This window comes from Lysinibacillus sp. FSL K6-3209 (assembly GCF_037976175.1).
Taxonomy (GTDB): Bacteria; Bacillota; Bacilli; order Bacillales_A; family Planococcaceae; genus Lysinibacillus; species Lysinibacillus sphaericus_D.
This window is the reverse complement of record NZ_CP150264.1, coordinates 1,196,446-1,218,766: the sequence shown is the minus strand read 5'-3', so window position 1 is coordinate 1,218,766 and position 22,321 is coordinate 1,196,446. Positions and strand designations below refer to the sequence as shown.

21 protein-coding genes and 1 riboswitch are annotated in these 22,321 nt (G+C 39.6%); all 21 genes read right to left on the bottom strand.

All coding sequences use genetic code 11. From position 1 onward, the window contains the following. Positions 1 to 22: 22 nt before the first annotated feature. The gene (gene cobT / locus MHH88_RS05735) at positions 23 to 1,078 is read right to left on the bottom strand and encodes a nicotinate-nucleotide--dimethylbenzimidazole phosphoribosyltransferase (protein WP_339261776.1); all 1,056 of its coding nucleotides are present in this window, start codon (positions 1,076 to 1,078) and stop codon (positions 23 to 25) included. 109 nt (positions 1,079 to 1,187) lie between these two features. Then, positions 1,188 to 1,363: riboswitch (cobalamin riboswitch) on the bottom strand. Between the two features lie 113 nt (positions 1,364 to 1,476). Next, a complete protein-coding gene (locus MHH88_RS05730; protein WP_024361931.1) occupies positions 1,477 to 1,779 on the bottom strand; it encodes a rhodanese-like domain-containing protein in 303 nt (100 codons plus the stop codon). A gap of 98 nt (positions 1,780 to 1,877) precedes the next feature. Further along, complete coding sequence (hfq, locus tag MHH88_RS05725) at positions 1,878 to 2,108, bottom strand: RNA chaperone Hfq (RefSeq protein WP_069510000.1); 231 nt, start codon at positions 2,106 to 2,108, stop codon at positions 1,878 to 1,880. A 107-nt stretch (positions 2,109 to 2,215) separates the two neighbouring features. Then, on the bottom strand, positions 2,216 to 3,100 hold the full coding sequence (gene miaA, locus MHH88_RS05720; protein ID WP_339261775.1) for a tRNA (adenosine(37)-N6)-dimethylallyltransferase MiaA: 885 nt from the start codon (positions 3,098 to 3,100) through the stop codon (positions 2,216 to 2,218). Continuing rightward, positions 3,087 to 4,004 (bottom strand): alpha/beta fold hydrolase, encoded by a 918-nt coding sequence (locus tag MHH88_RS05715; RefSeq protein ID WP_069510004.1) that lies wholly within the window; start codon positions 4,002 to 4,004, stop codon positions 3,087 to 3,089. Before MHH88_RS05715 ends, miaA begins: the two co-directional genes overlap by 14 nt. 3 nt (positions 4,005 to 4,007) lie before the next feature. Beyond that, on the bottom strand, positions 4,008 to 5,654 hold the full coding sequence (locus tag MHH88_RS05710) for a glycerol-3-phosphate dehydrogenase/oxidase (RefSeq protein ID WP_339261774.1): 1,647 nt from the start codon (positions 5,652 to 5,654) through the stop codon (positions 4,008 to 4,010). 17 nt (positions 5,655 to 5,671) lie between these two features. Continuing rightward, positions 5,672 to 7,165, bottom strand: coding sequence for a glycerol kinase GlpK (glpK, locus tag MHH88_RS05705; RefSeq protein ID WP_339261773.1), 1,494 nt, complete (start codon positions 7,163 to 7,165; stop codon positions 5,672 to 5,674). Between the two features lie 96 nt (positions 7,166 to 7,261). Continuing rightward, entirely contained in the window at positions 7,262 to 9,148 is a 1,887-nt protein-coding gene (gene mutL, locus MHH88_RS05700) for a DNA mismatch repair endonuclease MutL (protein ID WP_069510010.1), read from the bottom strand. A gap of 14 nt (positions 9,149 to 9,162) precedes the next feature. After that, positions 9,163 to 11,730 carry a DNA mismatch repair protein MutS gene (gene mutS / locus MHH88_RS05695; protein WP_339261772.1) on the bottom strand — a complete coding sequence of 856 codons (2,568 nt, stop codon included), beginning with the start codon at positions 11,728 to 11,730 and terminating at the stop codon, positions 9,163 to 9,165. A gap of 107 nt (positions 11,731 to 11,837) precedes the next feature. Then, a complete protein-coding gene (locus tag MHH88_RS05690) occupies positions 11,838 to 11,966 on the bottom strand; it encodes a hypothetical protein (RefSeq protein ID WP_256093136.1) in 129 nt (42 codons plus the stop codon). A 119-nt stretch (positions 11,967 to 12,085) separates the two neighbouring features. Beyond that, positions 12,086 to 12,706 carry an outer spore coat protein CotE gene (gene cotE, locus MHH88_RS05685; RefSeq protein WP_176723146.1) on the bottom strand — a complete coding sequence of 207 codons (621 nt, stop codon included), beginning with the start codon at positions 12,704 to 12,706 and terminating at the stop codon, positions 12,086 to 12,088. Between the two features lie 179 nt (positions 12,707 to 12,885). Further along, positions 12,886 to 13,323: a RicAFT regulatory complex protein RicA family protein gene (locus MHH88_RS05680; RefSeq protein WP_069510014.1), complete on the bottom strand. Its 438-nt coding sequence runs from the start codon at positions 13,321 to 13,323 to the stop codon at positions 12,886 to 12,888. Continuing rightward, on the bottom strand, positions 13,324 to 14,868 hold the full coding sequence (gene miaB, locus MHH88_RS05675) for a tRNA (N6-isopentenyl adenosine(37)-C2)-methylthiotransferase MiaB (RefSeq protein ID WP_069510016.1): 1,545 nt from the start codon (positions 14,866 to 14,868) through the stop codon (positions 13,324 to 13,326). 230 nt (positions 14,869 to 15,098) lie between these two features. Further along, positions 15,099 to 16,112 (bottom strand): histidinol phosphate phosphatase domain-containing protein, encoded by a 1,014-nt coding sequence (locus MHH88_RS05670; RefSeq protein WP_339261771.1) that lies wholly within the window; start codon positions 16,110 to 16,112, stop codon positions 15,099 to 15,101. Continuing rightward, entirely contained in the window at positions 16,112 to 16,894 is a 783-nt protein-coding gene (locus tag MHH88_RS05665; protein WP_024361942.1) for a DeoR/GlpR family DNA-binding transcription regulator, read from the bottom strand. The genes MHH88_RS05670 and MHH88_RS05665 overlap by 1 nt, the downstream gene beginning before the upstream one ends. Next, positions 16,891 to 17,892, bottom strand: coding sequence for an ABC transporter ATP-binding protein (locus tag MHH88_RS05660; protein WP_339261770.1), 1,002 nt, complete (start codon positions 17,890 to 17,892; stop codon positions 16,891 to 16,893). The genes MHH88_RS05665 and MHH88_RS05660 overlap by 4 nt, the downstream gene beginning before the upstream one ends. Beyond that, on the bottom strand, positions 17,889 to 18,674 hold the full coding sequence (locus MHH88_RS05655) for an ABC transporter permease subunit (protein WP_339261769.1): 786 nt from the start codon (positions 18,672 to 18,674) through the stop codon (positions 17,889 to 17,891). The genes MHH88_RS05660 and MHH88_RS05655 overlap by 4 nt, the downstream gene beginning before the upstream one ends. Next, positions 18,674 to 19,516: an ABC transporter permease subunit gene (locus MHH88_RS05650; RefSeq protein WP_339261768.1), complete on the bottom strand. Its 843-nt coding sequence runs from the start codon at positions 19,514 to 19,516 to the stop codon at positions 18,674 to 18,676. The genes MHH88_RS05655 and MHH88_RS05650 overlap by 1 nt, the downstream gene beginning before the upstream one ends. A gap of 71 nt (positions 19,517 to 19,587) precedes the next feature. Continuing rightward, a complete protein-coding gene (locus tag MHH88_RS05645; RefSeq protein ID WP_107894632.1) occupies positions 19,588 to 20,421 on the bottom strand; it encodes an alkaline phosphatase family protein in 834 nt (277 codons plus the stop codon). Further along, entirely contained in the window at positions 20,411 to 21,499 is a 1,089-nt protein-coding gene (locus tag MHH88_RS05640) for an extracellular solute-binding protein (protein WP_339261767.1), read from the bottom strand. Before MHH88_RS05640 ends, MHH88_RS05645 begins: the two co-directional genes overlap by 11 nt. A gap of 255 nt (positions 21,500 to 21,754) precedes the next feature. Further along, complete coding sequence (locus MHH88_RS05635; RefSeq protein ID WP_256093137.1) at positions 21,755 to 22,129, bottom strand: 2-oxoglutarate ferredoxin oxidoreductase subunit beta; 375 nt, start codon at positions 22,127 to 22,129, stop codon at positions 21,755 to 21,757. Between the last annotated feature and the right edge of the window lie 192 nt (positions 22,130 to 22,321).

Here is a 22,321-nt window from a genome sequence, read left to right as displayed (position 1 = left end):
CCGATCGGCACTTAACAAATGATTACTTCTCTACCAGCCCGACAGACTCAGCTAATGTCGCCATGTTGCTCACCATTGAGCAAGCTGCATCTAGAATTGGAAAGGCTAATGCTGCACCAGAACCTTCTCCCAATCGCATGTTCATATGAAGCATTGGCTCCACGCCTAGCAGTTTAGCAGCAATTTTTGCCCCCGGTTCTTCAGAGGCATGGGAAGGAATAATATAATCTTGGACTTTCGGTTCTAATTCATAAGCGATAAGAGCAGCGACTGTCGAAATAAAGCCATCAATTACAACGGGCTTACGATTGGCAGCAGCCGCCAGAATTACACCAGCCATCGCACCTATCTCTAACCCACCCACTTTTGCAAGCACATCAATCGCATCATGACGATTCGGTTTGTTTAAGGCAATGGCGTTTTGAATGACTTGAACTTTATGCGCAATTCCTCCTGATCCAACTCCTGCACCGAACCCTGTCACTTCTTGTGGGTGACACGCATGAAGCACAGATAAGATAGCCGCGCTTGGTGTAGTATTACCAATCCCCATTTCACCTGTACCAAGTACATTAACTCCTTGTGCTATTTCGGCCGTAGCTACTTCAATTCCTACTTCAATTGATTGAATGGCTTCTTCCCTTGTCATGGCTGGACCTTTTGCCATGTTATCCGTCCCGTATTTTATTTTTTTCATTATAACACCCGCATCGAGCGGAATATCCTGTTTTACCCCTACGTCCACTGTCACAATTTTGGCATTCGTTATGTTTGCAATAGCACAAACTCCTGTTATCCCTTTTGGAAAATTTAATGTTTGAAGAAATGTTACATCTTGCGGATTGGATGTTACGTCTTCATCACACACACCGTGATCGCCTGCACAGACAATAATTGCTTTGTTATCAATTTTAGGATAGAGCTCTCCTGTAATACCAGCCAATTGTACAGCCAGTGATTCAAGTTTTCCTAAGCTACTCGGTGGCTTGCTAAGAGAATCTATATATTCTCTTGCTTTTTCCATCATTTCGTTATTGGCATGTTGAATTTGTTGAAGTGTTTGTTGTAATAATTTCATGTTCATTTCTCCTTTTTAAATAGCCTATTACATAAAGATTGAAATAAAAAAATGGAAAAACCTGTAGTTTATTTCATAACAAATAAACTACAGACTTTTCCATCATCTATATCATCCGAAGCAATTAGGCAGGTCTCCTGGCTCAATTTCAACATCTTATAGAACCTTCCCAGCTATGCTAGTGGTATTCTCTATAAAACTCCGTTTTACAGTGGTGGGACCGCTAAAGATTTTCACTTTATTCCCTATTCTCCCAAAGTGGGCACCTAATGCTTTTATGTAATTACTTTAAATTTACGACAAAGTGTTTTTAGTGTCAATATTGATACTCGCATTTTAGTCCACTAAAAAACGAGGTACTTAACAAGCTGACCTGTTACATACCTCGATATATCTTCTTATTTAAATTCTAATTCTCCATCATAAGCAAGCATGCCACCTTCAAGGTTTGTTACGTCAAAGCCTTGTGCTTCTAAGTATGCACAAGCATTTGCAGAACGTCCACCTGCTTTACAAACGATAATATATGGTTTAGTCGTATCTAATTCATCCAAGCGCTCAGGGATTGTCCCAAGTGCAATATGTTGCGCACCAGGGATAACACCTTGTGCTACTTCATCGTCTTCTCGCACATCAATAATGTAAAGGTCTTCGTTTGCATCTAATCGTTCTAATAATTGTGTTGTATCCATCGATTTCATCTATAAAATCCTCCAATATATCAATTTCCTATTACATTATAGCGTGAACGAAAAAAAACAGCTAGTGATGTAACACTAACTGTTTCTATTTACTTTATTTATTCTTCTACCTCTAAAAATTCGACTTGCTTTGCTGGAACGAATGTAGAAATTGCGTGTTTGTAAATGAGATGCTGTTTACTTTCAGCATCTACTAATAATACTGTAAAGTTATCATAGGATTTCACAGTTCCTTTTAACTGGAACCCGTTTAACAGAAACACAGTTACAAAAACACTGTTTTTACGTAGATGGTTCAAAAACGTATCTTGCAAATTGATTGATTTCATAGAATGCGCCTCCCCTACTCTCTTTCTACCTCTTCATTCCTATAGTAGCATGTTATACCAATTTATCAATTAGTAATTTTTAGAAATTATTAAAGTTTTTAGTCTTTTCAAATAAAGTGAATATCCATTTTATTGCGAAAATAAGTCAACTGTCTTTTCGCATAGCGTCGAGAATTTTGCTTTAAATTTTCGATTGCTTCTTCCAATGTACATCGACCATCTAAGTAATCATACAATTCCTTATAGCCAATCGCTTGGATCGACTGTACACCACGAATATTTTGCTGCCATAGTCCCTGAACTTCTTGCAGTAGCCCTTTGTCCATCATGACATCTACTCGTAGATTGATGCGATTATAAAGTTCTTCGCGGGACATATTTTGACCAAGCCCTATAATTAAGTGGCGATACAATGGGATTTCTCCTCGATTGTGTTCCTCTGACGCCTTTGAAACACCACTTAATTCAATCATTTCTAAAGCTCGAATTACACGTCTTGTATTGTTTGGATGAATCGTTTCAGCAGTTTTTGGATCAAGTGCTGCTAACTTTGCATGCATAGCTTCTGGACCTAACTTTTCTAGCTCCTCATAATAAGCTTTACGCGCTACATCATCAACCTGCTCCTCTGTAAATTGAAAATCATAAAGGACTGCTTGTACATATAGGCCAGATCCTCCAACAATAATTGGTAGCTTACCACGCGCCTGTATTTCACTAATTTTAGACCGTACTAACGCTTGATATTCCGCTACTGAAAAGGATTCCGTTGGCTCTTTGAAGCTTAATAAGTGATGTGGCACACCTTCCATCTCTTCTTCAGTAATTTTCGCTGTACCAATATCTAACCCTTTATAAATTTGCATGGAATCGCCATTAATAATTTCACCATTGTACTTATTGGCTAGTTCAATGCTTAGTGCTGTTTTACCTGAAGCTGTTGGTCCGACAATAGCTACGACCTCTGCTTGTTGTATTTTATTTTCTATCATACTTTTCTAACCACCGTAATAAAACTTGATGAACCGCCTGTTGATTGTCTTCATTTAAAATTTCATGTCGTTTATCTTCAAATAAATAGACTGTAACATCTTGTAATCCTGCTGCTGCAAATTGTTCAGCTACGGAATAAACACCTAGACCACTATCACCAACAGGGTCTTTGCTACCACTGATCAATAGAATCGGCAAGTTTTTCTGTATTTTTTCAATCTCTTTTTTTCGATTCAATACCATAAAGCCAGCTGTTAAGTCAGCAAAAAATTGATTGCTTGGGATAAAGCCACAATATGGGTCGTCCATATATTTTTGCACTTCCTGCTCTACCGAACATAGCCAGTCATATCCCGTTTTAGGATTTGGAAACTGCTTATTAAAGCTACCAAAGCTCAACTTATTTAATAAAGGGCTCTCGGTTTCTTTACCACGCTGCATTGCGAATACTTGCGCAACATAATGTCCTATCCTATGCAATGTTGAAACACTACCTGTTCCACAAAGAATAACGTTATCAACATTAGTTCCGTAAAGTTGAATATATCTTCTAGCAATAAAAGACCCCATACTATGCCCGAATACGATTAATGGCACATCTGCAAATTGGTCATGTATGGTCATTATGACTTCATGCGCATCTTCCACAACCCGATCAAAACCATTTTTTTCAGCGAAAAAGCCTAATGTACCGTTATAACCTGCCGTCTCCCCATGCCCGCGATGATCATGCATGGACACGGCATAACCAGCCGCACAAAGAATTTGTGCAAAGTTTACGTAACGACCGCTATGCTCTGCCATACCATGTAAAATATGAAAATGACCTTTGCAGGGAATAGTCGGCGTCAATATGCGTGTAAACACAAAATGCCCATCTGACATTTTCATATAACGCTCCATCTACTACACCTCCACATTAGGAAAACTTGTCGCATCTAGAATCGCTTGTTCTAATTGAGCAATATAGGTATTTCTTTGTGACTCTGAATAGTGTAAACGCTGCTGCATCACTTGCACTACTTGTTGTTTATAACGTTTCACTGCATCAATATCAAAGTATAGTAAGCCCGTACGACGAATAAAGAAATCACAAGGGGTATACACCATTTCCGCTTCTATGCCGTATAGTAGCATCGCATGTAAAGCGAGGGGCATTGTACTACCATGCTCATGTAAATATTTCACCTGATTAAATAATGCGTCAACATTGGTACCGTATTTTTGCACTAAATGCTTCGCCTCATCATAATTCAGTCCATACTGAACACCTTCTCTTGCTTTATAGGCAGTATAGTCTGGGAAATTAATCGCATTAATGCCCTTTGCACCAGAAAGCGACAACTCACGTGTCATACATGGACTTGCATGCTTAAATTTATGTGTTTTCACAATTTTATCAACGATCGTTTCAGCCATTTGACGATAGCCTGTTAGCTTGCCGCCTGCAATGGTCATCAAACCACTTGATGCTATCCATATTTCATCTTTACGCGAAATTTCTGAAGGATTTTTGCCTTTTTCAAAAATAAGTGGACGAACACCTGCCCAAGAAGATTCTATGGTTTCTCTTGTAATTTCAACTGAAGGGAATACTGTTTTAGCAGCCTCAATTAAATAATCTACATCTTGTTGTGTGGCAGTAGGATGTATTGGATCGCCTTCATAAACTGTATCTGTTGTTCCTATATATGTTTTGCCATCACGGGGAATGGCAAAAGCCATACGACCATCTGGAATATCGAAATATACAGCTTGTTGCAATGGGAAATCCTTTTGACTAAGAACGATATGGACACCTTTTGTTAAACGTAATTGTTTTTTATCTGTTTGTTTATCCTTCTGACGTACTTCATCTACCCAAGGGCCGGTAGCATTGACGATTTGCGCAGCATGTACTTCCACTGTTTTTCCAGTGATATGGTCTTTTACTTTTGCCCCAATCAGCTTTTTCTTACTATATAAAAACTCTGTCATTTCTGTATAGTTTACACAAAGCGCGCCATATTCAACCGCTTTTTTTAACACTTCAATTGTTAAACGTGCATCGTCTGTCCGATACTCTACATAATAGCCACCACCAACTAGCTCATCGCGCTTTAAAAGCGGTTCTAGTGTGGCTGTTTCTTGTGCACTTAGCATCGTGCGACGTTCTTGTTTTTTGACACCTGCTAGTCTGTCATAAACCTTTAACGCCACCGAAGTCGTAAACGGTCCAAGTGTACCATGCTTATATAAAGGTAACAGCATCTTTTCAGGTGTCGTTACATGAACAGCATTATCATAAACAATTTCACGCTCACGCCCAACTTCTGCCACTACCCCTACATCAAATTGTTTTAAATAACGAAGACCTCCGTGAATAAGCTTTGTTGAACGGCTAGAAGTACCAGCCGCAAAGTCTTGCTTGTCAATTAGTGCAACTGATAAGCCTCTGGATGCTGCATCAAGTGCAATTCCCGCACCCGTAATGCCACCTCCAATGACTAATACGTCAAAGCTATATTGCTCTAAATAATCCATAATTTTAGGACGATGCTCAAATGAAAACATACTTTCTCCCCCATTAGCTATGATTTGAATAAACGTGTAGCCTCCACAGCTCTCTGCCAGCCTGCATAGAAAATCTTACTTTGCTCTACAGTCATTTTCGGTTGATAGGTTTGCCCGTTAACCCACAATGCTGTTAAAGCCTCTTTATTTGGCCAAAAGTTCGTTGCTAGCCCAGCTAAATAGGCTGCACCGAGCGCAGTTGATTCATTAAGCTTTGCTAGCTCTACCTTCAACTGCAAAATATCACTTTGGAACTGCATTAATAGGCCATTACTGACAGCGCCACCATCTACCCGTAACACTTCAATTGGTGTGCCCGCCGCTTCTTCCATTGCATCGAGCACATCTTTCGTCTGGTAAGCTAGTGATTCAAGTGTTGCGCGGATAAAATGTTCTTTCGAAGTACCACGCGTTAAACCAAAAATAGCCCCGCGTGCATCGGTATCCCAGTATGGCGTGCCTAACCCTACAAATGCAGGAACTACGTAAACACCATCGGTATCAGCTACCTTTGTCGCATATTTTTCAGAGTCCTTTGCGGTACGAATCATACGAAGCCCATCACGCAACCACTGAATAGCTGATCCTGCCACAAAGACACTGCCTTCTAACGCATAGGTCACCTTACCATCAATGCCCCAAGCAATCGTTGTCAACAAACCATTTTCAGAATGTACCGCTTGGTCACCCGTATTTAATAACATAAAACAACCGGTACCGTACGTATTTTTAGCCATGCCTTTTGCAAAGCATGTTTGACCGAAAAGAGCGGCTTGCTGGTCACCGGCAATTCCTGCAATTGGAATTTCTTCACCAAAAAATATACTTGGTGCCGTTTTCGTATAAATTTCTGACGAGTTTTTCACTTCTGGCAACATCGACATCGGAATATTTAAAAGATCGCAAAGTTCTGCGTCCCATGTTAGTTCATGGATATTATAAAGTAATGTCCTTGCCGCATTCGAATAATCCGTAATATGTGCCCTTCCTTTTGATAATCGCCAAACAATCCACGAATCAATCGTACCGAACAGTAAATCACCTTGTTCTGCCTTGGCACGTGCACCTTCAACATTGTCTAAAATCCATTTAATTTTTGTTGCGGAGAAATAAGGGTCCAGTCGTAATCCTGTTTTTTGCTGAAACACGCTTTCATGGCCTTGTTCCTTCAACGCTGTCACGATGTCTTGTGTTTGCCTTGATTGCCAAACGATTGCATTGTAAACAGGCTGCCCTGTCTGTTTATCCCAAACAACCGTCGTTTCTCGCTGATTTGTAATGCCAATTGCGTGTACTTCGCTTGCTTCATGTCCACTTTCTGTTAACACAGCTGCGATAACAGCGAGTACTGAACCCCATATCTCATTGGCGTTATGCTCAACCCAGCCAGCCTTTGGAAAATACTGTTGAAATTCCTTTTGTGCCACATGGACAATTTCACCTTTATGATTAAATAATATCGCCCTTGAACTTGTTGTTCCTTGATCGATTGCTAAAATAAATTCTCCCATTTATTCCCCTCCTTAGGTTTTCACACCACGCTCGAAATCGCTGTAGGCTTTTTTAAGGATATTGGTTACAATACGAACGCATATGCTTCGTTGTTATTACATTACCCGTTTAAACATTTTTTCCACTTCATAGGTTGTAAAATGGATTAACACCGGTCGACCATGTGGACAAGTAAACGGATTATCCGCTCTACGTAAATCATCTAATAACGCAACCATTTGCTCTTTCGTCAAATAATGATTGGCCTTGATAGACTTTTTACAGCTCATCATAATGGCTGCCGCCTCACGCATTTTTTTGACATCTGCTGTTTTTGTGGTCAATACTTGCTCGATTAACTCCTCAATGATGTCCTGTTCCTCACCATTCGGAAACCAGCTAGGATGCTCACGAATAACAAATGATGACTGTCCAAAATCCTCTAAAAACACACCAACGGCCTCTAGCTGCTGTCTATTTTCACGCAGAATCAGTGCCTCGTCTGCTGCATAATGGAAGGTCAATGGCAGTAATAACGCTTGCCGTTCATTAGGATTTACTTGTCCTACTTTTTCACGGTAAAACTCATATTTAATACGTTCTTGCGCTGCATGCTGGTCGATTAAATAAAAACCGTCCTCCATTTGCGCAACAATATAAGTGCCATGTATTTGTCCTACTACTTCAAGCGCAGGAAATGGTTCTTTTTTAGGCTCTTTGATTGGAGATTCTACTATTTGAGGCTCCTCATTTAAAAAGTCCATATGCTCGTTTGGTGACGCTTCTTCTATCTGATTGGTTTCGATTGGTTGAATTGGTTGCCAGTGCTCTTCTATCACTGTAGGTGCAGGTTCTTCCATCGGTAATATGCTAGATTCCTGAACAGTTTGCGCATCATAAAGCTTTTCAACGATAGCATTCATTTTTTCTACATCAAGTTGTGGTACAGGTTTCCACATGTTCAGCTGTTCCGTTGCAGGTTTTGCAATCTTTTCCTTCTTCTCCATAAGTGGAACACGCATAACATCGCGAATTTTGCCTCGTATCGTTTCTTCAATCAATTTAAGTAGCTCTGGTTCTTTACTTAATCGAATCTGGTGTTTGGCTGGATGGACATTGACGTCTGTTAAATAAGGGTCCCCTTCAATAAAGAGCGCTACAATTGGAAATCGTTCTATCGGTAAATACGTATGATAGGCATCAATAATGGCCTTTTGCACTAAATAATGTTTGACCCAACGCCCATTCACAAACAGCGACATATAATTTTTGGAAGCACGTGTCACCTCTGGTAAAGACACATAACCCGTTACCTTATAGTCATGGGACTCGCCGTGAAATGGCACCATTTTTTTGGCGTTGTGCACGCCATAAATTGCGGCTAGGACTTGCTGTACATCACCTCGTCCATTCGTCTGCAATAATTGCTGACCGTTATGTAGCAATCGAAAGGCAATTTGTGGATTACCGAGTGCTAGCCGATTCATTAGATCTATCGTATGCCCAAGCTCGGTTTGTATCGTTTTCATATATTTTAAACGAGCAGGGGTATTGAAAAATAGCTGTGCCACTGTAATATCCGTTCCTTTTCGTAAAGGTCCGGGCTTTTGCGTTGTGACATGTCCCCCTTCTAACTCTACATACGTGCCTGATTCGCCAGTTGAAGTAAGCATTGTCATTTTGGATACCGATGCAATCGATGCTAATGCCTCCCCACGAAATCCTAACGTACGGATACGAAATAAATCATGCTCCTGATGAATTTTACTTGTTGCATGGCGTGAAAAAGAGATTAGTGCATCTTCCTCATCCATCCCACTACCATTATCAATTACTTGAATTGAAGTGAGCCCCGCTTCCAGTAAAAAAACATCAATGGACGTACTGCCAGCATCAATCGCATTCTCGACTAGTTCTTTAACAACAGATGCCGGTCGTTCTACTACTTCTCCCGCAGCAATTCTATTGGAAAGCCACGCGTCCATAATTTGAATTTTTCCCATGGCGCATCACTCCTTTATTTTTTAGCGTTGACTAATTGCTGTTGTAATTCATATAAGATATTCATGGCCTGCATTGGTGAAGTACCAAGGATATTCACCTTCTCCAAGTTTCTCAATACTTCAGCCTCAGCTGAAGGCAACGGCTCTTGTTCCGTAAATAATGACATTTGCACGGGCTGTTCAACGACCTCTTGTGATACCGGCAACGCTTCCCCTGCTTCAAAGTTTTCGAGCAATATACGAGCTCTCGATAAAATTTCCTCTGGTAATTGTGCCAATTGCGCCACGTGAATGCCGTAAGACTTATCCGCCGCTCCCTTTTTCACCTTGTGTAAAAAGACAACTGTACCATTCTTTTCAGTGGCAGAAACATGCACATTTTGTAATCGAGGTAAATCCTTTTCTAAAGCTGTCAATTCATGATAATGCGTAGAGAAAAGGGTATTGGCACCTATTTTGTCATGAATATATTCCATCATGGATTGCGCAAGACTCATTCCATCATACGTAGAAGTACCTCGACCAATTTCATCAAACAGCATTAAGCTATTTTCAGTGGCATGCATAATCGCATGCTGTGATTCTAGCATTTCTACCATAAATGTTGATTGTCCAGCAGCTAAATCATCTGCAGCTCCAATGCGTGTGAAAATTTGATCTGTAATTGGTAATCGCGCCTTTTCCGCTGGTACATAGCATCCCATTTGTGCCATTACAACAATCAGAGCAACTTGGCGCATATATGTACTTTTACCGGACATATTCGGCCCAGTAATGAGCATCATATTGTGATTTTCTTCAAGTACGCAATCATTCGGTACATACATTTGCTTATTGAGCATTTTCTCAACCACAGGGTGACGACCTTCAATAATTTCTAGCGCACGACCCGCGTGAAATTCTGGCTTTGTAAAACGATATTTTTCTGAGACGCTTGCAAAGCTAAGCAATACATCTAATTCACTTATACTCGCAGCTAGTGCTTGTACCCGTGGAATATATGATTTTAATTGTTCACGAATTTCAACGAAGAGGTTGTACTCTAAAGCTAAGCTTTCTTCCTCTGCATTTAAAATAAGTGCCTCTTTTTCTTTTAATTCCTGCGTAATGTAACGCTCTGCATTCGCAAGTGTTTGCTTCCGTTCATAGCGTGTTAAATCCGCCAAATGAATATTGGACTTTGTAATTTCTATATAGTAGCCAAAAATACGGTTATAGCCAATTTTCAAGTTTTTAATGCCTGTTTTTGTACGTTCTTCCTGTTCTAACTGGGCAATCCAGTCCTTCCCATTGCGAGATGCATAGCGCAGTTCATCTAATCGTTCGTTATAACCATCACGAATCACATCGCCTTCTTTAATGGTAATTGGCGGATTATCTGTTATAGCACGTGCTAATAAAGCTTCAACGTCCGCACATGTATCGAGTGTTGCCCCTAGCTTTTGCAATGTTTCTTTTTGTGCTCCAATTAGCTGTTGTTGAATAATTGGAACTTGACGTAATGAATCACGAAGCTGTGCTAAGTCACGACCGCCTACATTACCGAAAGCTACACGACCCGCTAAACGTTCTAAATCATAGACTTGTTTTAAGGAAGATTGTAATTCTGATCTGACAAAATATTCTTCTAATAAATCACTGACCATTGCAAGTCTTGCCTCAATAGCTGAACGTGTGGCTAATGGTTGATGTAGCCATTGTTTCAGCTTGCGCCCCCCCATCGCAGTAACGGTGTCATCTAATAGCCATAACAATGTACCCTTTTGGTCGCCGCCACGAATGGATTGTATAAGCTCCAAATTTCGTTTCGAACTAGAGTCAATACGTAAATAGTTTTTCATTTCATTAAAGGTAAAGGCTTGAATATGCGAAAGTGACCGCATTTGTGTCTTATCTATATAATGAAGTAATCGCAAGCAGGCCACTTGTATAGTTGCTGGCACTGCTTCTAAATAGCTGGCTGCTTTGTCCATCGCCATTTCGTCTTCTTCAACGGATAGTACAATGCCGACATTGATTGCATGTTCTGCTAACAAAAGCTGTAAGCTCTCCGTCACTATTAATTCTCGAATACCATATGCCTGCATTTGCATAAGAAGGGCTTTCCCATCCCCCTCAATGGATGAGGCAATCGCTTCCCCTGTAGATAAATCCAAGTAGGCATAGCCAAATGTAGTAGCATCCAGCTGTTCTGCTGCGCCAATGTAATGATTGCTTTTACCATCTAGCGCCTTCCCTTCCATAATGGTACCGGGAGTAATCAGTTGGACTACTTCACGTTTGACTACGCCCTTTGCTTGCTTTGGATCCTCTGTTTGCTCACAAATGGCAACTTTATAACCTTTTTGCACAAGTGTTTCTATATAATTTTTCGCCGAGTGATGTGGCACGCCACACATCGGAATACGCTCCTTGGCACCTGCATCTCGACTCGTTAATGTAATTTCTAATAGTTGTGATGCATTAATGGCATCCTCAAAAAACATTTCGTAAAAGTCACCTAATCTAAAAAATAAAAAAGCATCCTGATAATCTTCTTTGACTTGCAAATATTGTTGCATCATTGGTGTATAGGTTGTCATATATAAATTCCCTCGCTCTTGCACTAAAATCAAATATGCTTTGGCATATTTACGTCTAAATCATTTTATGTGTTGCCTCTATGTGCACACCGTTTTCGTTACTTCCTTCATTGTGATAGCGAACCTTGACGCATCAGTACGTCTTCACCAGCGCTTATGCTTGGGGCTAAGTGTTTGTTTAGCAACGATTCTGTACGATCCAAAGTTTCACCCTCAACGATTTTCTTCAAAGACAAGTAGACGTCATCCTCTGATTGTTAGTTTTATTATAACAAAAGATACATGCGAAACGCTTATTTCACCTTTGTAAAGATGCTAGCATTTCGCATGTATCAAAAAAATATCATCTTGTGATTTATCTTGGTCGTTCATCAGGAAACGATGAGGACTCTAAAACAAACCTACCGTCACTGCTTGAGCTTGACGAGCTGGAACTAGAGCTAGACGAGGATGAAGAGGAAGATGAGCTTTCATCATTAAAGTTCCATTCCTCTTCGAAATCTAGCGGATGTACACTAATGCAAATTGTCATTTCACCCATTACCTCAACAACAGTCTCACGCTCTACTACAATTTCAAATTTCGTGCCACATGGAGAAATTATCGCTTCCATGCAATTTGGTTCTTGTATTACACGCACACGTACATCATCGCCAACTGTTACTTCGCCATCTCTAAAGTGCAGCTTTACCTTATCTTTATAGTGAACCGTTTCTGAAAACACTGCTGTTTTCGAATGATTACTATAAGCATACCATACATTGACATCAAACTTTCCTGACACTTCTACAAATTTACCGACTTTTTTTGCTGAACAAGTATGGTTGATTACCCAGCAACCGAGAATGCTCGTCGGTTTATTTGTTGGACATAACGTTACACGTTCTTCTGTTCTCTTCTTCCCTTTGGCAACTACTGCTTTCGTCACGATTTGTCGTAAACGTTTCAGCGCAATTCCTCCTTCGACTCTTTTCACTCCATCATATGCAGGTAGCGCCCATTGGGTGAACAGATTTCATAGAATCTAATTGATTTACTTTCTCCATTTTTGCATTCAACAGTGTTAAGAGGGGCTCTAATTCAGTACCGACGCCATCCTAAATTTCGGCATAAAAATAGCCCGAATGCTGTCATTCGAGCTGTTTCTTCTATTATTTATGAGCAACTACCTGGCTGTGTATTTTGTACATACGAACCCGTTTCACCACGTAACACATCGCCACCTGTTGAGCGTACAATTTCGTTCGTCACATTGTTAGCAATGGTATTTGATACTAATTGTAATAAGTCGTTGACATCACCTTGTGATTCTTTAAATTGCTGCACAACAGGAATATCATTAATTTCTTCTTCAATTTTTGCAATTTTGTCTTCAATCATTTTTAACGCTTTTTCTTTGCCTAGGTGTTGAAAGTTTACTGCTTGCTTTTGTAAGCTTTTTAAACTAGCAATACGTTCACGAACAAGTTGATTTTCATTAATTTGTGCTTCAGCTTTTTTGAAAAACTCAACTTCTGGTGTATTGGCAATCATATGCGCAATTTCATGGGATTTCTTAATTAAATCTTCTTTTGTATACAATACTTGAGTCATTTACGCTTCCACCTTTTCATTTTTTACTACTTCCACAAATTCACCAGTTAATGAATAAGAAGTAGCCTCTATTATTTTCACTTTCACTAACTGACCAATCAACTCTGAAGGTGCTTTAAAATTGACGAGACGATTTTTACGCGTATAGCCAGCAAGCACATCATCACGACGTTTACTTGTTCCTTCAACTAACACTTCAACCACTTCGCCCTTCAAGCCCTCTAGCGCTTTTCTAGAATATTCTTGTACGACAGCATTTAAACGATGTAGACGTTCCTTTTTCACCTCTTCAGGAACATTATCAACCATCTTCGCGGCTGGTGTTCCTTCGCGTGGAGAGTAAATATACGTAAAGGCCATATCAAAGCCTACTTCACGATATAAAGATAACGTCTCTTCGAATTGCTCTTCCGTTTCGTTTGGGTAACCAACAATAATATCTGTTGTTAATGTAACACCTGGGATTGCGGCTTTAATCTTATCTACTAAGCTAAGGAAATGCTCACGACTATATTTGCGCGCCATAATTTTTAATACATCATTTGAGCCTGATTGTACCGGTAAGTGAATGTGTTCAACTAAATTGCCACCTTTCGCCAATACCTCGATTAAATGATCATCAAAATCACGCGGGTGACTTGTTGTAAAGCGAATCCGTGGAATATCTATTTTTCGCAATTCATTCATTAAATCACCCAGTCGATAATCCATGTCCTCAAAATCTTTGCCGTAAGCGTTGACATTTTGCCCTAATAGCATGATTTCTTTATAGCCTGCAGCAGCTAGCTCACGCACTTCTGCTATGATTTCTTCTGGACGGCGACTACGCTCTTTGCCACGTGTATAAGGTACAATGCAGTACGTACAAAACTTGTCACAGCCATACATAATATTGACCCAAGCTTTTATGGAACCTAGACGTTTTTTCGGCAAGTTTTCAATAACGTCGCCCTCTTTCGACCAAACCTCTACAACCATTTCTTTTGACATGTACGCTTCTTTTAAAATATTTGGCAGGCGATGAATATTGTGCGTTCCAAATACCATATCGACGTGTGGATACGTTTTTAAAATTTTATTGACGACGGATTCTTCCTGTGACATACAACCACAGACGCCAATCAACATTTCTGGATTTTTACGTTTATATTTTAGCAGGAAACCAAGCTCTCCAAATACTTTGTTTTCTGCATTTTCACGAATCGCACATGTATTCAGTAACACCACATCTGCTTCTTCGATAATGTCTGTTGAAGTATAGCCAAGTTGCATAAAAATACCAGCCATTACTTCTGTATCATGCTCATTCATCTGACAGCCATACGTACGGATATAAAACGTCCGCCCTTCACCCATGCCAGCGAATTGTTCAGCAATTTGGAAGTCTTTATGATATTTCACTTCTTCTTTGCCACGTTTTTTTGCATCTTTTAATGAAGGTGCCGTAAAGACCTTCTCAAAATATTTACTATAATCCTTTTCAGGCTTGTCTTCTTTTTTTGGTTGATTGACTTGTTGACTTGTTAAGCGTTGTTCCTCATTCATTGCAGGTCAGGTAACTCCTTTCAAACGAAATCCGTGCATTCGAATTCCCATTTTACTATTATACTGAATGATTACTACTTCCTACAAGGTTTGCGTACTAAATGTCGTGGTTTTGACTTAAATACACTTTCTTAACCAGAAGAATTCGACATGTCCCCGTTTGTAACATCTAGTTGCCACTGCTTGAAACAGAAAAAATCACCGATGACAGGTATCAACGGTGATCTTCGTTAAAGCTCGATATATTTCTTGGTGCGTTGTTGGAAGCCTAAAAGCTTCTTAACACTCAAAGTTTTTAGCAAATCTGTGTTGGCAAATGTATAGTTTCCTAAATCATCTGGGAAGTGGGCGTCTGAAGATACGGTAAACTCGACACCTCGTTTCACGAGAACTTGCAAAAACAGTGGACCGGGGCACATTTCCTTAACCGGATAGCGATAATATAACCCTGCGTTTATTTCTGTAGCAGTTTGTGTTGCGACAAGCGCCTGTGCAATCTGTTCATACCATAAAAGATTAAACGCCTCATCCTGCACATGATAATTAAAAACTTTAAAATTATCCAAATGAGCTACAAAATCAAACATATTAGACTGAATCATTTGCACAACCGTGGTATAAAACTGAGTATACTTCATCTGTAAAATTGACTGGTCCATCTTTTTAAATAGATGCTCCGTTTGTGGATTATCAAAACCCCAGCCATCTATAAAATGAACCGAGCCAATAACATAATCCCACGGATGCCCTTGTAGGAGCGCGGTCAATTCTTCTTCACCGCCTACAAAATAATCCGCTTCAATCCCTAGCCTTAACTCAACACCGTGCTGACGCCATTTGTCCTTTGCCTTGCCAATTGCCATTACGAAATCGTCCATACTTTCTGTCATCACACTATTTAGCCAGTATCGTTGGAGTTGACCGATTTCTGTTGATTCATCCAATTGCATATAACGCTCAAAATAGGGGCGTGTTTCCTTAAACCGATACAAATGATCCACAATGCCTACCTCTCGTAAACCAAGTTGCTTTGCCCGTTGTAAATATAAATCGAGCCATTCTTCACTATAACAGCCATTATGCAATCTTTTAGCAAGCGTTGCCACTTGCCACTCCATTAGAGCTTTCGAGCCATTGTCAACATTTTTTAGGTCATGAAAATTGGCTATGGCTTGTGATGTTCGCTCCAACCAACGAAAAGAATATGGGCCCTCCTCTAAATGTACATGGTAATCAATTGTCATCAACTCTTCCCTCCACTACATACTGTCCACTGTTCTTCGTACGCTTGCCATTCCTCAGGACAAGCCATATCACACATGATTTCCGTACATTGTGCCAAATCACAAATTTGATAAAATGATTTGCCATTAAGCTTTGATGCATCCGCTAGTAATATACAATTCTTACTTTGTTGAAGCATTTTTTGGGAAATCAAGGATTCATCTAAATCATAATCATAGACAATGCCATCCTGGATGCCCCCGCATGATAAAAAGGCCTTATCAAAGTTCATATGACTTAACCACTCCAACGTCATCGCACCCGCAACTGAAGCTTGCCTTGGATTTGTTGTACCGCCTAGTAAAATAACTTTCCCTGTCATCCGTCTTTCTTCAATGGCGAGATTAAACTGTGCGGCGGCGGCAATAGAATTAGTCACAACCGTAATATCATCAACTGCCATTAAGTAATCCGCTATATGGACTGTTGTCGTCCCTGTATCAACGGCAATCGTATCTCCATCACAAATACGCTGTGCGGCCTGACGTGCAATAGCACATTTCGCCTCTTTATGCATTTGCAGTTTTCGCAAAAATGCTGGCTCCGTTCGAACGTTGGTATATTTGATTGCCCCGCCATGCACTCGAGTCAATAAATGTTGTTGTTCTAGCTCATCCAAATCTCGACGAACAGTTTCAGGTGCTACGAGCAGTGTCTCAGCAATATTCGCTACAATAATTTTGCCATCAAGCTCTAACTGCTTTAAAATAAATTCAAAACGTTCAATTTTTGCATATGTCATGACAGTGCAATCACATCTTCCTTCGCTACATAACAGTTGTAGTTTTTACCCACTTCAAGCGTATGCCCACGTTGATGTAACTGTTCCATTGTAAACATACAGTCACCTTCAAGCGTTGTACGGATAATATTGCCACTCATAAGTGACTGTGTCGCTACACCGCGAAGGCAAAGGTCACCTTCCATCATCTCTAAATGAAGAGCTTCTGGTCGTATGGCAAACTTCTTATTATCTCCAGGTAATTTTTCTCCAATCATTGTCTCTAACACTTGTCTAGGAATAACATTATAATGACCAATGAAATTAGCGATAAATTCACTTTGTGGATTTGTATAAATTTCTGTCGGTGTACCACATTGCGCAATTTGCCCATTGCTCATCACAAATATTTTGTCTGACACAGCCATAGCTTCATCTTGATCATGTGTTACTAAAATCATCGTCATGCCAAGCTTGCGTTGTATTGCCCGTAAATCGGTCTGCAATTTTTTTCGTATTTGGGCATCAAGTGCACTAAGAGGTTCATCTAAAAGCAATACTTTCGGTCGCACAATAAGCGCACGTGCAAGCGCTACACGTTGCTGTTGCCCGCCTGATAACTCCTTTGGATAAGCATTCGCTTTTTCTGTCAAATGAACGATATGGAGCATATCTTGTACACGTTGTTCTAGCTCTGTATTATTAACTTTTTGCATCCGCAAACCAAATGCTATATTTTCTTTAACAGTCATATTAGGAAATAGCGCATAAGATTGAAAAACCATGCCCACTTGACGCTCTTTCGGTTGGACACCGTTCATGTTTTGTCCTTCCAATTGAATTTCTCCTGCTGTAGCATTTGTTAAGCCCGCAATAATGCGCAAAATGGTACTTTTCCCACAGCCACTCGGTCCTAAAAGCGTAATTAATTGACCTTTTTCAATTGTCATATCGATATTGGATAAGACCGTTGTTTGGTCATATTTTTTATGAAGTCCTTCAATCACAATATAGCTCATAAATTCGTCGCACCTTTCGAACGTTTCGTTAATATCGCAATAGCGAACGTTAATATACCCATCAGAACGATATAAATAAAGACAACTGCGCTAGCAATATGACCGCTCGTACTTAGCTTTTTCATTAAATAAATTTGTACCGTTTCAAAGCGTGAGCCGACGACTAAGTTAATAAGTACAAATTCTCCAAATAGCACGGAAAACGATAATAATGCGCCCGCAAACAAGCCTGGATAAACGGTAGGCAACAGTATTTTTGTAAAAGCCTGTGTTTTCGTTGCGCCTAATAATTGCGCAGCATCCAATAACTGTCTTGCATCTACATTACGCAAGCTATTGCGCGTGCCTTGATAAATATAAGGCAAAATACCGATTACATAGGCACCCAATACGACCAAGATCATAGGTACACCTATTGTTGAATACACCCGAATTAAGCCAACAGCTAAAATAATCCCTGGAAATGAATAGACCATTACAACGGCAACTTGAATCCATTTCTCATACTTTGGAAAATACAAAACGATGACAAAAATCGCAGGGACAATAACGATTAGTGCAATGATAACCGCCCCTCCCGCAAGAAGGACAGAGCGGCCAAATGCTTGCATAAATGCCGTATCTTGAAACAGTGTAGCAAGCCACTTGAATGTTAGCCCCTCGGGAAAAATACTTTTATGCCACTTTGACGAAAAAGCATACAGCATTGTCGCTACAATCGGTAATAGCAAATACAACATTAAAAAGAGGAAAACGATATTAGCTAAACTTCTTTTTTTCACTATAATTTCCCCCTCGTCTTTTTAATGCTCCATTCACTTATCAGCATGGCGGTTACCATTGTTACCGCTAGCAATACAGCGATCGCACTTGCCAACTCGGGTTGTGCAAATATATCTCCTTTAATAAGTGCTCCAATACGAATGGCCACTAAATTGTAATTACTATTTGTCAAAGCATAAGCAGATGCATAGGCACCCATTGCATTGGCAAACAACACACTAAAGGTTCCAACAATCCCTGGTAACATAACAGGTATCCCTACTTTCAGCCAAAACTGTAAAGTAGAAGCTCCTAAAAGAGCGGCTGCTTCCTTCCATTGCTGCTGAATACCATCATAAATTGGATACAATAGCATCAATGCTAATGGCAGTTGAAAATAAATATAAATGAGTAATAGACCACTCCAGCTATAAAGGGAAAACGACGATAAAGCGCCAATTTCCCACTTATCAAAAAGCAAAGTAAATAATCCACTATTCCCAAGCAAGACAATAAACGCAAAAGCTAAAGGAATACCTGAAAAATTTGATGTTAAATTGGTAAGTATTAAAATTTTCTCTCGTACCGGCTGCGAAAAGTGCATAATAGCATACACGGCAAACAATGTAACGACGAGCGCAATCACAGCCGAAATAACGGATAATGTCAAACTATTTTTAAAACCTTGTAAAATATACGTGTTTGTTAATACAGATTTATATTGTGCTAACGTAAATCCTTCGCTATTACTAAAGCTCGTTATCAGCATATACAGTAAAGGCACAAGGAAAAATAACAGAACAAGTAATAAGAAAGGTGTAAGCCAGGCAAACGATTGCCGCTTGGAAATCAAAACAATCACTACTTTCTAACTTAAAGATTTTGAAATTTATAATGAATATTGTTCAAAATTCCCTGATACTATTTATTGTTTTATTTTACTGTCTGGACGCCCTCTAATAGTAATGGCACCATTTCCTCTGAAGGCGCTATATTTAGCAGGTGACAGCAAAGAGGTGCCACTTGTAGCTGTGATACTACACCGTCTTTTATACCTGCCTTCACGGTTTGAGAGATGACAAACATCGGTACATGTCGATCCTCTATCGTTGTCCCACCATGATTGCCATCACTTGTCATCCCATGATCTGCTGTCACAATGACATCATATCCTTGCGCCATGCATTTAGGTATAAACAACGACAATAGTGCATCCACAGCTAATACACGATTACGATATTGCGCTGAATTTGCTGTAAATTTATGCCCATCGTCATCTACATTCATCGGATGAATATATAAGAAATCTGGTTGTTTTTGATCCATTAACCATGCGGCATCTGCAAACAAATGGCTGTCAGGATAATGATCCTCAAAGTAAAACAAGCCATTTTCAATCGGAAGCTGTTTATCGAATTGTAAACGATCCTCCATATGCTGAAAGGGTGCACGATTATAAAGTTCACTTACCCAATAATAAGCAGCCGCTGCAGTCGATAAACCATTTGACTGTGCTAAATGGAATAAACTATTTTGTGTTGATAGGCGCACCGTCATATTACTCGTGACTCCATGAACAATTGGTGGAGTGCCCGTTAAAATCGTTTCATATAATGGTCTCGATAATGATGGTACTTCCGAACGAACCTCAAAACGCGAGGCCATTTTACGTTCTACTAAATGTTGCATAAAGCCCATATGTGTACAGGCAGTATCAAAACGAAGTGCATCAACAACAATGAGGACAACTTTGTTATTATTTGGCATGTATTAATACCTGCTCTTGATACATTTGTGGAATTTGCTTTGTTGTTTCCTCCCACTGCTTTTGGTCGCTAACAGGTTGCGCATTTTTATACATATCTGCTGGTAATAATAAATCCTTTACTTCTTGAGGTAATTGCACATTTTCACGAATTGGTCGAGCATAACCCTTTGCTAAGTTCTCTTGTCCTGCATCCGATAAAATATATTCTCGTGTTAACATTGCAGCATGTGGATTTTTCGCATATTTATTAATAACAGTTGCGTAGCCTGATGTGACAGAGCCTTCCGATGGGATGACTACATCAAAACGTTGCTCATCGATTTGATGACGATAACCTAGTGCATTGAAATCCCATAAAATTGCAACATCAATCTCTCCTTTTTCTAAATTAGCGACTGTTGGATCACCTTGTAGGCGTCCTTGTTTTGCTAATTCCGCAAAAAAGTCGATGCCCGGCTGAATATTGGATTCATCTCCACCGAAAGCCATTGCTGCAGCTAATATCGCAAATTGTGCTTGGTTTGCAGTTAATGCATCTCCAATGCTGACATGATAGTCGCCATTTTTAAGATCTTCCCAAGACGTTGGTGGATTTTTCACATTGTTTTTATCTGTTAGAAATGCAATGGTCCCTGTATAACCAACAATCCAATGGCCCTCTTCATCTTTTGCCCAGTCAGGAATATCATCCCAATAGGAAGTTTTGTATGGCAATGTAAGACCTTTATCTTTAGCGATTGGACCAAAGGCAATTCCTACGTCGCCAATATCGGCTGTCGCATCGTCTTTTTCTGCTTCAAACTTCGCTAATTCCTCTGCACTCGACATATCTGTGTCCTGATGTTTGAGAGTGTACTCTGTTTCAAGCTCTTGCCATGTCTCTACCCAGTTTGCCCATGTATCTGGCATACCGACTGAATTGACAGTACCTTCTTGTTTTGCCTTTTCTGTAATTTCATCAAGCGTTAAATCACTTTTGATGTCATTTGCATTAGGCGAACTGTCAGAACATGCTGCTAACATAGATATTGCTAATACACCAACTAAACTTTTCTTCCATAGCTTTTGAATTGCCATGAGTTGGACCCTCCATTTGTTTATGTTTATTTTTATTTGCTTACAACAGTAATCTTATAAAACAAACATTAAGCAAGTATGGATGGATTTAAAATATTTAGTAAAAAATATTGATTGTTTATAAATTTATGTGAAGTTTTTTAAGTCGTAGGGGAGTTATTTAAAAGATGCTATTCTATCAAGAAGATAAGGAGGAATCCAGTTACGTATGCGCACGTTTGTTTAGTTTTCAGACGTGCACACACCCTAGATGAATCAAGAAAGTCCTAGAAAATCTGCATATGTATGCGGTTCATTTTCCTTTAAAATCGTTAAAAATGTAAAAGCAAGTTGAACAACAGACCACCATTTCATATTGTAGGCCATTTCAAAACGGATAGGTTCTAATGTAAAAACGTCCTGAAAGATATGTAGTGGCTCGATTTGTTCATCTTTTAATATAGATAGAAAACCTAAAAACAATGTATGATCTTTCACTTCAATCATTTTCCCATCAACGAGTGCATCGATATTTTCTGGCTGATGAAATTTACAATGTGTTGCAACATAGCGTTCTAAATCTTGCGCACGTTGTCGTTCTTCTCGTTCCTTTTTTTTCGCAATAAAATCAATGATATTATTCACGAACATCGCCTCTTTTTTTCTTTTATTGTATCATTTTTTCATTTAATTTTACCCGCGCACGCCCCCTATTAATCATTGATGCATTAATTTCAGAATTGTTTGGGTGCCTGACACTCAAACAAAAAGACAGAAGGCGTTAAGATATTCCATCTTAATGCCTTCTGTCTTCATTTTGAAAGCCACAATCGAGCATAGTGG